Raw genomic sequence first — 12,070 nt, 5'->3', positions numbered from 1 at the left:
CCAGTCTGCCCCGGCTCCTCCCGCGCCTCGCGCCGTACCGTGGAGGCATGACGACGTCCGCATCGCAGCAGCCCAAGGTGCAGAAGACCGACGACGAGTGGCGGGCGCAACTGTCGCCCGAGGAGTACGCCGTGCTCCGCCAGGCGGGCACCGAGCGCCCCTGGACCGGCGAGTACGTCGACACCAAGACCGTCGGCGTCTACGAGTGCCGCGCGTGCGGCGCGGAGCTGTTCCGCTCCGAGACCAAGTTCGACTCGCACTGCGGCTGGCCGTCGTTCTACGAGGCCTCCGCCGAGGACAACGTCCTCCTCCGCGAGGACCGCAGCCACGGGATGATCCGCACCGAGGTGCTGTGCGCGACCTGCCACAGCCACCTGGGACACCTGTTCGACGACGCCCCGCAGACCCCGACCGGCGATCGCTACTGCATCAACAGCGTCAGCATCCGCCTGCAGCCGGCCGAGTAGTTCGCTCGTGCGTCGATACCCCGGCTCCTGCGGTGCCGCAGCACCGCAGGAGCAAGGGGTGCCACCGCAAGAGCGGTCCAGGCCACGAGGGGTCTAGGCGAGGTCGGCGACGAGCTCTGCGATCGACTTCCGGACGCCGGTGTAGAACGGCACCTCCTCGCGGACGTGCCGCCGGGCGGTCGAGGCCCGCAGCTCGCGCATGAGGTCGACGATCCGGTGCAGCTCGTCGGCCTCGAAGGCCAGCATCCACTCGTAGTCGCCGAGCGCGAACGAGGCAACCGTGTTGGCCCGCACGTCGGGGTAGCCCCGCGCCATCTGCCCGTGCTCGGCCAGCATCGCCCGGCGCTCGACGTCGGGCAGGAGGTACCACTCGTAGGACCGCACGAACGGGTAGACGCACACGTAGCGGCGGGGCTCCTCGTCGGCGAGGAACGCCGGGATGTGGCTGCGGTTGAACTCCGCGGGGCGGTGCAGGGCCATCTGCGACCAGACCGGCTCCAGATGCCGGCCCAGCGCGGTGCGGCGCAGCCGGGTGTAGGCCTCCTGGAGCGCCTCCGGGGTCTCGGAGTGCCACCAGACCATGACGTCGGCGTCGGCCCGCAGGCCCGCGACGTCGTAGACGCCACGGACGACGACGTCCTTGCCCGCCAGCTCGTCGAGCAGCGCGGTGACCTCGTCGGCCGCGGCGGACCGCTGGTCGTCGGCCAGCGGCCGGGCCAGCCGGAACACCGACCACATCGTGTAGCGGATGGTGGCGTTGAGCTCGTTCGCCCGCTTGCCGATGCTGCGTCCGTCGCTCTGCTGCTCGCTCATGCGTCCATTGTCCCCGCGCCGGGTCGGGGGCCGAGCACACCCTCCAGCAGCGCAGTCCCGGGAGCGCTCCGCCCGCCCGGGCCGGCCGACACCGCCACGTCGTCGGAGCGCAGCGGCTCGCCGCATGCCGAGCAGCAGACCGTCGGCGTGGTCCGCGCCCCGCACCCCACGTGCGCGACCAGCAGCGGCGGCCCGCCGTCCGGCGTCATCCACCGGTCGCCCCAGGCGGTCAGCGCGAGCAGCACGGGAACCAGCTCGCGCCCGGCGTCGGTCAGCAGGTACCGGTGCCGGACGGGACGCTCCTGGTAGGCCTCTCTGGCGACCACTCCCCCCTCCACCAGCTTCGCCAGCCGGTCGGCGAGGAGGTTGCGGGAGATGCCCAGGTCGTCGACCAGCTGGTCGAACCGGTCCAGGCCGAGGAACAGGTCGCGCAGGACCAGCGGTGACCACCAGTCCCCGACGACCTCGAGGGACCGGGCGAGGGAGCACTGCATCGCGGCGAAGCTCGTCTGGCGCACAGCTGGGAGAGTAGTAGGTTGCGAGATTGAACTCACTGGTCGAGGAGGTCACGGTGCCACAGGAGAATCCCCTGCCCGCCCAGGACGTCATCAGCCGCTGGCGCGCCGCCGTCGAGTCGGGAGACGCAGACACGGCCGCAGCGTGCCTGGCCCCCGACGTCGTCCTGATCTCCCCGCTCACCGACCGGTTCCGGTTCACCGGACGCGATCAGGCGCACGCGGTGCTGACCGCGGCCTTCACGGTCCTGGACGACATCCGGTTCCACACCCAGGTGCGCGACGGGGCAACGGTCGCACTGGTCGCACGGGCGCACGTCGGACCGCAGGCGCTCGAGGAGGCACAACTGCTCCGCCTCGGCCAGGACGGCCTCGTCGAGGAGCTCACCGTCTTCGGGCGGCCCCTCCCGGCCGTGACCGGTCTCATGGCCGCCCTCGGGCCGGTCCTCGCCCGGAACGGGGGACGCCGTGGCCTCGCGAGTCTCCTCGCGGCGGCCACGGCGCCCCTGCACGGGATGGCGCGCTTCGGTGAGCGCCGCATCGTTCCGCTCGCTGATCCTGGACCGCCGCCCCGCGGCACGGCTCCGTAGCCGCGAGGCGGGCGGTCAGCGCTGCGTCGTACCGGTCTCCCGGCGGCCCCGCAGGATGGGGGCGTGCGCGTCGCGGCAGTCGCCGCAGTAGGCCATCCACACGTGGTGACGCAGGCAGCGCGCGGGTGGTCGGTCGTCGGATGGGTTGCGGTCGTTCGGGTGGTGCACCGTTCTCACCCCGTGCTCAACATCGGCCGGCTCCTCCCGATGCCCGGGGGCAAGGTGTGCTCCGCCACGGCGCACCGCGGTCAGAGCAGCGCGTCGACCGCGTGCTGGGCGTCTCGGATGCAGGCGGGGACGCCGACGCCGCGGAAGGCCGCTCCGGCGATCGCCAGGCCCGGCACCTCCCTCACCGCGGCGCGGACGGCGTCGACCCGCGCGGGGTGCCCGACCAGGTACTGCGGCAGCCCACCGCCCCACCGCACGAGCCGCGTTTCCAGCGGGCGCGGCCGGTCGAGCCCGAGCAGCTCGGCCACGTCCGCGACGACGGCCGCCGTGAGGTCCTCGTCCGAGCGCTGCAGCTCCGCCTCGTCGCGGAACCGGCCGATCGACGAGCGCACCAGCAGCGCCCTCCCGCCGCCCAGGTGCGGCCACTTCGCCGACGACACCGTCACGCCCTTCACCAGCCGGCCGGTCACCGGCGGGACGAGCAGGCCCGAGCCCGCGTCGACGGGCTGTGCGGGGAAGGCCATCGCCACCACCGCCATCGACGCGTACGGGATGCCCTGCAGCGGCTGCACCGCGCCCGGCGCCACGTCGCCGAGCACGCGGGCCGCCTTCGCCGCCGGCGCGGTCACCAGGACGGCGTCCGCCGTCATCCCCTCGGGCGCCGCGGCCGGCCCGACCGACAGCTCGAACCCCACAGCCGTCCTCCGGAGCCCGTGCGCCGGGGTGCGCAGCCGGACGTCGGCCCGCGAGGCGGTGACGAGCGCCTCCGGTAGCACCCCGATCCCGTCGGCGACGGTGGCGAACACCGGGCCGTCGCTGTCGCCGCGGCTGCGCACGCCGGCGTCGCGAGCGGCGGCCGCGGCCGCGAGCACCGACCCGGCCCCGGGCAGCCGCGCCGCCAGCGCGGGCATCGTCGCGGCCAGGGACAGCTCGTCGGCCCGGCCGGCGTACACCCCGCCCAGCAGCGGCTCGACCAGCCGGTCGACCACCTCGTCCCCCAGCCGCTCGCGCAGCAGGGCCCCGACCGCGACGTCGCCCTGGACGCGCAGCGGCGGCAGCCCGGCCTCCGCGCGCACCCGGGCCACCCCCTCGGCGGAGAGGATCCCCTCCAGCCCGTCGGCCGTCGCCGGAACCCCGAGCACGGTGCCGGCGGGGAGCGGGTGCCGCCCGTCGGGGAGGACGACGGAGGCCTGCGTGGTGGCCGGGGCCACGAGCCGGTCGCCGAGGCCCAGGTCCTCGACGAGCCGCACCGCCTCCGGTACGCGGGCCAGGACAGCCTCGGGACCGGTGTCGTACCAGTGCCCGGCCAGGCGCACCCGGTGCAGCTTGCCGCCGACGCGGTCGCCGGCCTCCAGGACGACGATCTCGTCGTCGGGCCGGCGCCGCCGCCACTCGAACGCCGCGGTGAGGCCGGTGATCCCGGCCCCGATCACGACCAGCCGGCGGCGGGTCATCCCGCGGGGGTGGTGGGGCCGGCCGGGGTCGCAGTGAGCTCGTGCACCAGCTCCACGACGTGGGTGAGGACGTCCGGGTCGGTCTCGGGAAGCACCCCGTGGCCGAGGTTGAAGATGTGGCCGCGCGCCGCGCGGCCCTGCTCCACCACCCGCCGCACCTCGCGGTCGACCGTTCCGCGGTCGGCGAGGAGGACGGCGGGGTCGAGATTGCCCTGCAGGGAGCGGGCCGGCCCCACCCGGCGGGCGGCCTCGTCCAGCGGCACCCGCCAGTCGACCCCGACGACGTCGGCCCCGGCGTCGCCGATCAGCGGCAGCAGTTCCCCCGTGCCCACGCCGAAGTGGATCCGGGGGACGTCGCGGTCACCGAGCCCGTCGATCACCGCCCGCGAGTGCGGCAGCACCCGCTCGGCGTAGTCGACGGCCGACAGCACGCCGGCCCACGAGTCGAACAGCTGCACCGCGGACGCCCCCGCGTCCACCTGGGCGCGCAGGAAGGTCGCCGCGGAGACCGCGAGCCGGTCGAGCAGTCGGCTCCACGCCTCCGGCTCGGCGTACATGAACGCCTTGGTGCGGGCGTGCTCCTTCGACGGGCCGCCCTCGATCAGGTAGGTGGCGAGGGTGAACGGCGCGCCCGCGAAACCGATCAGCGGGATCGGGCCGAGCTCGGCGACCAGCTGCCGGACCGCCGTCTGCAGGAAGGCCAGCCGCTCCGGCTCGAGCGGCGGCAGCGCGTCCACGTCGGCCACCGAGCGCACGGGTGAGGCCACGACCGGCCCCACCCCGGCCTTGATGTCGATGTCGACGCCGGCCACCACCAGGGGCAGCACGATGTCGGAGAAGAGGATCGCCGCGTCGACGCCGTGCCGGCGGACTGGTTGCAGCGTGATCTCGGTGACCAGGTCGGGGTCCTGGCAGGCGGCCAGCATCCCGGTGCCCGCCCGCAGCGCCCGGTACTCCGGCAGCGACCGCCCTGCCTGACGCATGAACCAGACCGGCGTCCGGCTCACCGGCAGCCCGCGGGCGGCCCGGACGAGATCCGGGATCTCCGGGTCCGGGGTTCCGGCGGTGGTCGGGGGAACCGACCGGGCGGGGTCAGGGGCGGCAGTCACGACCGCCGATCCTCCCAGACGGCCGGGGACCGGCGGAGCGCCGACCGGATCCGGCGTCCGGGAACCTCTGCGGCGCGTCGGGCGCGGTGTGCTATCCGGCGGCCTACCCTGCGAACGTGGAGCCGACCAGCCTGGCCAGTGCCGGGAACCGGGGCAGCGACGCGGGCGGGGCCGAGCCCCCGGCCGAGTTCCGGGCCGCCCTGGAGGCGCTCGCCACCGTCCGAGCCCGCCCCGAGATCGTCCTCGAGCAGATCCCGGCACCGCAGCGGCTCGCGCCGTTCGCCCACGCGGTCGCCGCCCGGGTCGCCGAGCCCGACCCCGACGGCGCCGACGACGACTTGGAGATCGCCAGCGCGCGGTTCATCGTCCTGTACGACCCCGAGGGCCACGAGGCCTGGCGGGGGACGACGCGCTGCGTGGGCTATCTCTCCGCGGCGACCGACGAGGAGCTGGTCGACGACACCATGTTCTCCGAGGTGGCCTGGAGCTGGCTGACCGACGCCCTCAGCGAGGCGGGCGCGGAGCACCACGCCGTCGGGGGCACGGTCACGCGCACCGCCTCGACGCGGTTCGGCGACCTCGCCGGGCCCGAGCACACCGTCGACGTCGAGATGCGCGCGTCGTGGACCGCCGACGACACCGCGCTCGACCGCCACCTGCAGGCGTGGCTCGACGTCCTCGGCAACGCCGCCGGGCTCCCTCCGCCGGGAGTACGGCTGCTGGGTCCCTCCGACCGCCCCGGCGGCGAGACTCTCTAACATCGGAGAGCCAGCCGGGCGCGAGCCCGCTGCGCCGGCGCCCTCTCCCCCGGTCCGCGCGATGCCGCGCGGATGCATCCGGGAGCCGGCGGCCCGACCGACGAGGACCGGCAAGAAGGTGGACGGCAACTGAGCACCGAGCCCACTCCCTCCCCGGCGGGGGACGCCGCTCCAGAGGCGTCCCCGCCCGCGGTGCCTCTCCTCGCTCCCCGCGACGGCCTGCCGCCGGTCATCGAGACCTCGACCCAGCTGGTCGAGTACGCCGAGGTGCTCCGGGCCGGCACCGGGCCGGTCGCCGTCGACGCCGAGCGCGCGTCCGGTTACCGGTACGGGCAACGGGCCTACCTGGTGCAGCTGCGCCGCAACGGCTCCGGTACCGGCCTGATCGATCCCGTGCCGCTGCCGGACCTGTCGGTGATCCAGGACGCGATCGCCGACGAGGAGTGGGTCCTGCACGCGGCCAACCAGGACCTGCCGTGCCTGGCCGAGATCGGCCTCGTCCCGGGACGGATCTTCGACACCGAGCTCGCCGCCCGGCTGGCGGGCCTGCCCCGGGTCGGCCTCGGCGCCGTCGTGGAGTCCCTGCTGGGCTACTCGCTGCAGAAGGGGCACTCCGCCGCCGACTGGAGCACCCGGCCGCTGCCCGAGGAGTGGCTGGTGTACGCGGCCCTGGACGTCGAGGTGCTCATCGACCTCCGCGACGCCCTGGCGGCGATCCTCGAGGAGCAGGGCAAGACGGAATGGGCCCGGCAGGAGTTCGAGGCGATCCTCGCCGCGGGCCCGCCGCCCCCGAAGCCCGACCCGTGGCGGCGCACCTCGGGCGTGCACGGGCTGCGCAGCCGGCGGCAGCTGGGCATGCTCCGCTCGCTGTGGCAGGCCCGTGACGACATGGCCCGCCGCCGCGACATCGCGCCCGGGCGCGTGCTCCCCGACTCGGCGATGGTGTCCGCCGTCCAGGCCGACCCGAAGGACGAGGGCGCACTGCTGGAGCTGCCGGTGTTCCGCGGACGGGCCAACCGCAAGCTGGTCGGCACCTGGTTCGGCGCCATCGCGCGGGGCCGCGCCCTGCCCGAGTCCGAGCTGCCGGTGCACAGCCGGTCGGGCGACGGCCCGCCGCCGGTCAACCGGTGGGCCGACCGTGATCCGGCCGCCGCCAGCCGCCTGCAGGCCGCGCGCGCCGCACTCGCCGGGCTCTCCGAGAAGCATTCGGTGCCGGTGGAGAACATCCTGTCGCCCGACCTGGTCCGCCGGCTGATGTGGACCCCGCCCGAGCCGCGCGACGCCGGCGCCGTCGCCGAGGCGCTGCGGGCGGGCGGGGCGCGGGAGTGGCAGGTCGAGCTCACCCTCGACGTCCTCACCGCCGCGGCCAACAAGGCCTGAGCGACCTCCTCTCCCGCCTCCGCGCGGTGCGCGAACCGTCGTTACGGGATCGTGACGGGCCGGCTGTGGGTCCACCGGGCACGCTGCTGCGTGTAGGCGGCACGGGCGGCGAGGGGGACGGGCGTGGGCGGCGGGGACGAGGACCCGGGTGGGGGCAAAGACTCCTTCCCCGACTTCGTCACGCGGCAGCAGCAGGCGCTCCTGCGGCTGGCGTTCCTCCTCGCCGGCGACCGTGGCCATGCGGAGGACCTCGTGCAGACGGCGCTGATGAAGACCTACCGGCACTGGGACCGGATCATCCGGCGCGGTGACCCGTCGGCGTACGTGCGCCGCACCCTGGTCACCACGCACACCAGCTGGCGGCGCCGCGCCTGGCACCGCGAGCAGCCGACCGGCCGGCTGCCCGACCTCCCGGCGGCCGAACCCGGCGACCGGCTCGACGCCGGCGAGGAGCTCCGCCGGGCCCTCGCCGCGCTGCCCCCGCGGATGCGAGCCACGGTCGTCCTGCGCTACTACGAGGACCTCTCCGAGCTGCAGACCGCCCGGCTGATGGGCTGCTCGGAGAGCACGGTGAACACCCAGGCCGCCCGCGGCCTCGCCCGGCTGCGCAGCGCGCTGACGGGCCCGCGCGCCGCGGAGGACGGGGCCGGGGTCCTGCACCGGGAGCAGTCCCGATGACGTCCGAGACCGAGCTGCGGGCCCGGTTGCACCGGCTGGCCGAGCGCGCCGGGCGCCCGTCCGCCGACGGGCGCGTCCTCGCCGGGAGGATCGCCCGGGACAGCGCCGACCGGAGTCGCCGGCGCCGGAAGCTGCTGGCCGGCGTCGCATCCGTGGTCCTGCTCGGCGTCGCCGTCCCCCGGCTGGTCGGCTCGGGACCCGAGGGCGCGGTGCCGGCGTCGGGCCCGGTGTCGGCACCGGCTCGCGACGTCGCGGGCGGAGCCGCGGCCACGGGCGGGGACGCCGCCCTCTTCGAGGCGCCGACCCGTGGTTCCCTGGCCGGCGACCAGTCCTTCGTCGACGCGGTCCGTGCCCTGCCCTGGACCCCCGTACCGCCACCCGCGACGCCGGACGGGATCCCCAACCACGTGCCGGACCCGCCTCTGGAGACGCGTTCCGTGGTCTTCGCCGGAGAGGTGTCCGGGGAGCACTGGGCCCTGGTGATCGGACGGGTGTCCACGCTCGCGCCCGACATGGCGGGCCTGCCCAGCGGGGCCACCGCCCCGCGGCAACCGGTCGCGGCGTGGTTCGCCGGGCCAGCCGACGCCGGGCCCGGCGGGATGGTGCTGCGGGGCGGCCCGGGCGGGTTCGGGCCCGACTGGCCCCTGGCGATCACCGACACCCGTACCGGCGCTCTCGTCGTGGTCGGCTTCCCGGGCGACGTCGTCGAGGTCTCCCCGCGACCCGAGATCGCCGCCGACGGCAGCACCTCCCGGGAGTGGCGGGAGGTCGAGACCGTCGACGGCGTCGCCATCACCCGGGTGCCGCCGTTCGCGCGGGCCTACGACATGTCGACGTCCTACCGCGTGTTCCGCGCCGGCCGGCTCGTCGCCCGGGACATGCCGTGGTCCTTCACCTCGGACCAGACCTCCCCGGACGTGCCGGTCGAGTACCCCCGCGGCCGCCCGTCGGAGCTGGGCGAGCAGGCCGCGCAGTCCGCCGCCGAGCACGTGCTCGCCGAGGTCGGGCTCTCCCCCGCGCAGGTCGACATCACGGCCCAGTGGGTGGGCAGCGTGCCCGCCGGCGAGCCCGGTCAGGCCGCGGTCGTGACCGTCACCCTGCCCAGCGGCGCGATGGTCGTCGAGGCCCAGGTGCTGCTGCCGGAGCAGCCGGGCGGCGGAACCATGGGCGGGTTCTGCGGACAGGCCGTGCTCCCCGCCGGCCCGCCGGCCGAACGACGGGTCCAGGCCCTCGCCTGCGAGGTCGTCGACTACACGACCGGCGCCCCGATGAGCACCAGCCTGGTCGTCGTCGGCCCCCCGGAGGTCACGCTCATCCGCACCTACGACGAGGACCGCACCTTCCTGACCGAGCACGCGGCAGTCGACGGCGTCCTCGTCGTCCCGCTGCCCCTGGGCACCGAGACGGTGGAGGCCGTCACCGCGGCCGGGGTGACCCTGGGCCGGGTCGACGTCCTCGGGCACACGGCGGACTTCGGTGACTGACCGGATCCGGCGCGCCGCCGTCCTGACGGTCGTCACACTGACGACGTGCGCCTGCGGCGCGGCACGGCCGGCCCCGGACGCCGGGGGGCCGACGGAGGACCTCTTCCCCCTGCCGTCCGTACCTGCCGACCCGGGGCCGACCTTCGAGGTGCGACCGCCGCCCCCGCCGGTGAGCTGGGCCGACGGCGGCCGTCGCCTGGCCGTCACGACCTGGGGCAGCTCGAGTTGCCCCACCGGCCCGGGCGACGTCGAGGTCGTCGGCGCGCGGGAGGTCCGGGTGGAGATCACCTTCCTGTTCCCCGGCCGGGATCCGTGCACGGCCGACGTGGCACCGCGGACGACCGCCGTCGACCTCCCCGAGGGCGTCACCGCCGACCAGCCGCTCACGGTGGTCCTCGACCACGACGGCGAGGAGGAGCGGGTGGAGCTGCCGCCCGCCGACGGATGACCCGGCGGGCGGCCGACCCCGCTTCAGGGCCCTCCCCGGCCTGCGAGGGGTGGGGGACGCGGGGTCCTGTTCAGTGGCCCGTCGCCGCCGCCCGGCGCCGGGCGAGAGCATCGACGCTGGCGGCCAGCAGCAGCACGCCACCGGTGATGATGAAGTTGAGGTACGCCTCGGTGCCGAGCAGGCCCAGCCCGTTGGCGATGATGGCCACCACCAGGCCACCGAGGACCGCGTCACGCACGCGGCCCCGGCCACCGAAGAGGCTGGTGCCACCGATGACCGCGGCACCGACCGCGTACAGCAGCGTGTTGCCGCCACCGGAGCCCGGCGCGACGGAGCCCAGCCGGGCAGCCGCCACGATGCCGCTGATCGCCGCCAGCGTCGAGCCGATGACGAAGACGGCCACCTTGATCCTCGTGACGTTGATGCCGGCCCGACGGGCGGCCTCGGCGTTGCCACCGACCGCGTACACGTGCCGGCCGAAGGCGGTACGGCCCAGCACGAAGGTGAGCAGCAGCAGCAGGATGATCACCAGCGGTACCGCGTACGGGATGCCGGCGAGCACCACGCCCACGGCGGGCGCCCGGTCGACGCTGAGGACGGCGGTGACGAGGACGATCACCAGGGCCATCACCCCGACGCGCAGCAGCACCGCGGCGAGCGGCTGGTGCGCCAGCCCCTTCGCCCGCTGCGTGCGCCACCGGTTCAGCTGCAGCGCGGCGTAGAGCGCCGCCACCAGCAGCGCCAGGATCCAGCCGAGCGTCACCGGCAGGTTCCGGTCGCTGATGGCCGAAATGACCGGGTCGCGCACCGGCACGGTGCCCCCCTCGCCGATCAGCCGCAGCGTGAAACCCTGCCAGCCCAGGAAGAGGGCCAGGGTGACGACGAACGACGGGATCCCGATCAGCCCCACGAGACTGCCCGTGAACAGGCCGATGACGACGCCGGTGAGGATCGCCGCCACCACGGCGACGTACCACGGTGCGCCCGCGTCGGCGAGCAGCTTCGCCATGACGGCCGCGCAGACCCCGCTGACGACGCCGGCGGACAGGTCGATCTCGCCGAGCAGCAGGACGAAGACCAGGCCCATCGCCAGGATGATGATCGGCGCCGCCTGGTCGGCCAAATTGGCCATGTTGCGCGGGGTCAGGAACGTCTCCGGCCGCAGGGCGAAGAAGAGCAGGCCCAGGACCACGATGCCGAGGATCGCGGGCAGCGCGCCGAGATCACCGCCGCGGACCCGGTCGATGTAGGCCCGGACGGTGCCGCCCAGGGAGTCGGCCGAGCGGTCGGCCTCGAAGCCGGACGGGGCGCCACCGGGCTCCTGCTCGCTGGTGGACGCGGAGATCGTGCTCGACATGGTTCTAGACCTCCACCGCGGCGACTTCGGCGGGGGCGATGCCCACGTTCCCGGACCGGCCCGCCGTGATGAGCTCGATGACCTGGCTGCGGTTCACCTCGGAGATCGGGATGTCGGCAGCCATGCGGCCGAGGTACAGGGCGGCGACCCGGTCGGCCACCTCGAAGACGTCGACCATGTTGTGGGAGATGAAGACGACCGCGTGGCCGGTGTCCGCCAGCCGCCGCACGAGATCGAGGACCTGGCGTGTCTGGGCCACGCCCAGGGCGGCGGTCGGCTCGTCCAGCACGACCAGCTTGGACTCCCAGAGCACCGCCTTGGCGATCGCGACCGTCTGCCGCTGACCACCGGAGAGGCTGGAGACGAGCTGCCGCACGGACTTGAGCGTGCGGACCGACAGCTTGCTGAGGGTGTCGCGCGCCGCCTGCTCCATGGAGACCTCGTCGAGGAGCAGGCCGTTCTTGCGCTCGCGGCCGAGGAACATGTTCTGCACGACGTCGAGGTTGTCGGCCAGCGCCAGGTCCTGGTAGACGACCTCGATGCCCAGCGCGGCGGCATCGCGGGGTCCGGAGATCGAGACCGGCCGGCCCTCGAAGAGGATCTCGCCCGCGTCGATGGGGTGGATGCCCGCGACCGACTTGATCAGCGTGCTCTTGCCCGCCCCGTTGTCGCCCACCAGCGCGGTGACCTGGCCGGGGTAGACCTTCATGTTGACGCCGTGCAGGACCTGGATGGCGCCGAAGCTCTTGTCGACGCCGCGCAGTTCCAGGGTGGGGGTGCCGTCGGCAGGACGGTCGGTCGGTGCGGACACTCCGGGCCTCTCGGTCACGCTCGTCACGGATGCGGCAG

General features: G+C 74.9%; 13 protein-coding genes. 7 read left to right on the top strand and 6 right to left on the bottom strand.

The features are described 5' to 3' along the window. Nucleotides 1-47: 47 nt before the first annotated feature. Complete coding sequence (gene msrB / locus ACFSHS_RS21655) at nucleotides 48-467, top strand: peptide-methionine (R)-S-oxide reductase MsrB (RefSeq protein WP_376880742.1); 420 nt, start codon at nucleotides 48-50, stop codon at nucleotides 465-467. 93 nt (nucleotides 468-560) lie between these two features. On the opposite strand, the gene hemQ is transcribed toward msrB, so the two are convergent. Further along, nucleotides 561-1,280, bottom strand: coding sequence for a hydrogen peroxide-dependent heme synthase (hemQ, locus tag ACFSHS_RS21650; RefSeq protein ID WP_376880739.1), 720 nt, complete (start codon nucleotides 1,278-1,280; stop codon nucleotides 561-563). Then, nucleotides 1,277-1,798 carry a winged helix-turn-helix transcriptional regulator gene (locus ACFSHS_RS21645; RefSeq protein ID WP_376880736.1) on the bottom strand — a complete coding sequence of 174 codons (522 nt, stop codon included), beginning with the start codon at nucleotides 1,796-1,798 and terminating at the stop codon, nucleotides 1,277-1,279. The genes hemQ and ACFSHS_RS21645 overlap by 4 nt, the downstream gene beginning before the upstream one ends. A gap of 26 nt (nucleotides 1,799-1,824) precedes the next feature. Between ACFSHS_RS21645 and ACFSHS_RS21640 the strand changes: the two genes are divergently transcribed. Next, nucleotides 1,825-2,385, top strand: coding sequence for a nuclear transport factor 2 family protein (locus ACFSHS_RS21640; protein ID WP_376880734.1), 561 nt, complete (start codon nucleotides 1,825-1,827; stop codon nucleotides 2,383-2,385). 248 nt (nucleotides 2,386-2,633) lie between these two features. On the opposite strand, the gene hemG is transcribed toward ACFSHS_RS21640, so the two are convergent. Together hemG and hemE are read right to left on the bottom strand one after the other, a co-directional pair. After that, the gene (hemG, locus tag ACFSHS_RS21635) at nucleotides 2,634-4,007 is read right to left on the bottom strand and encodes a protoporphyrinogen oxidase (protein ID WP_376880731.1); all 1,374 of its coding nucleotides are present in this window, start codon (nucleotides 4,005-4,007) and stop codon (nucleotides 2,634-2,636) included. Beyond that, complete coding sequence (gene hemE / locus ACFSHS_RS21630; RefSeq protein ID WP_376880729.1) at nucleotides 4,004-5,116, bottom strand: uroporphyrinogen decarboxylase; 1,113 nt, start codon at nucleotides 5,114-5,116, stop codon at nucleotides 4,004-4,006. The genes hemG and hemE overlap by 4 nt, the downstream gene beginning before the upstream one ends. A gap of 116 nt (nucleotides 5,117-5,232) precedes the next feature. Here hemE and ACFSHS_RS21625 point away from each other — a divergent pair, with 116 nt between their 5' ends. The 5 genes from ACFSHS_RS21625 to ACFSHS_RS21605 all read left to right on the top strand — a co-directional run bounded on the left by ACFSHS_RS21625 (nucleotide 5,233) and on the right by ACFSHS_RS21605 (nucleotide 9,864). Next, nucleotides 5,233-5,874 carry a DUF3000 domain-containing protein gene (locus ACFSHS_RS21625; RefSeq protein ID WP_376880726.1) on the top strand — a complete coding sequence of 214 codons (642 nt, stop codon included), beginning with the start codon at nucleotides 5,233-5,235 and terminating at the stop codon, nucleotides 5,872-5,874. 192 nt (nucleotides 5,875-6,066) lie between these two features. Beyond that, entirely contained in the window at nucleotides 6,067-7,254 is a 1,188-nt protein-coding gene (locus ACFSHS_RS21620) for an HRDC domain-containing protein (protein ID WP_376880724.1), read from the top strand. 123 nt (nucleotides 7,255-7,377) lie between these two features. After that, complete coding sequence (locus tag ACFSHS_RS21615; protein WP_376880722.1) at nucleotides 7,378-7,932, top strand: SigE family RNA polymerase sigma factor; 555 nt, start codon at nucleotides 7,378-7,380, stop codon at nucleotides 7,930-7,932. Continuing rightward, nucleotides 7,929-9,416 carry a hypothetical protein gene (locus ACFSHS_RS21610; RefSeq protein WP_376880719.1) on the top strand — a complete coding sequence of 496 codons (1,488 nt, stop codon included), beginning with the start codon at nucleotides 7,929-7,931 and terminating at the stop codon, nucleotides 9,414-9,416. The genes ACFSHS_RS21615 and ACFSHS_RS21610 overlap by 4 nt, the downstream gene beginning before the upstream one ends. Beyond that, nucleotides 9,409-9,864, top strand: coding sequence for a hypothetical protein (locus ACFSHS_RS21605; RefSeq protein ID WP_376880716.1), 456 nt, complete (start codon nucleotides 9,409-9,411; stop codon nucleotides 9,862-9,864). Before ACFSHS_RS21610 ends, ACFSHS_RS21605 begins: the two co-directional genes overlap by 8 nt. A 70-nt stretch (nucleotides 9,865-9,934) precedes the next feature. On the opposite strand, the gene ACFSHS_RS21600 is transcribed toward ACFSHS_RS21605, so the two are convergent. Both ACFSHS_RS21600 and ACFSHS_RS21595 read right to left on the bottom strand, forming a co-directional pair. Next, nucleotides 9,935-11,221: a sugar ABC transporter permease gene (locus tag ACFSHS_RS21600; RefSeq protein WP_376880714.1), complete on the bottom strand. Its 1,287-nt coding sequence runs from the start codon at nucleotides 11,219-11,221 to the stop codon at nucleotides 9,935-9,937. A gap of 4 nt (nucleotides 11,222-11,225) precedes the next feature. After that, nucleotides 11,226-12,070, bottom strand: an 845-nt coding sequence (locus tag ACFSHS_RS21595; RefSeq protein WP_465252834.1) for an ATP-binding cassette domain-containing protein, incomplete at its 5' end; no start/stop codon positions are given.

The sequence above is a fragment of the Blastococcus deserti genome (assembly GCF_042682525.1).
Taxonomy (GTDB): Bacteria; Actinomycetota; Actinomycetes; order Mycobacteriales; family Geodermatophilaceae; genus Blastococcus_B; species Blastococcus_B deserti.
This window is presented reverse-complemented; position numbering and strand designations above follow the sequence as displayed.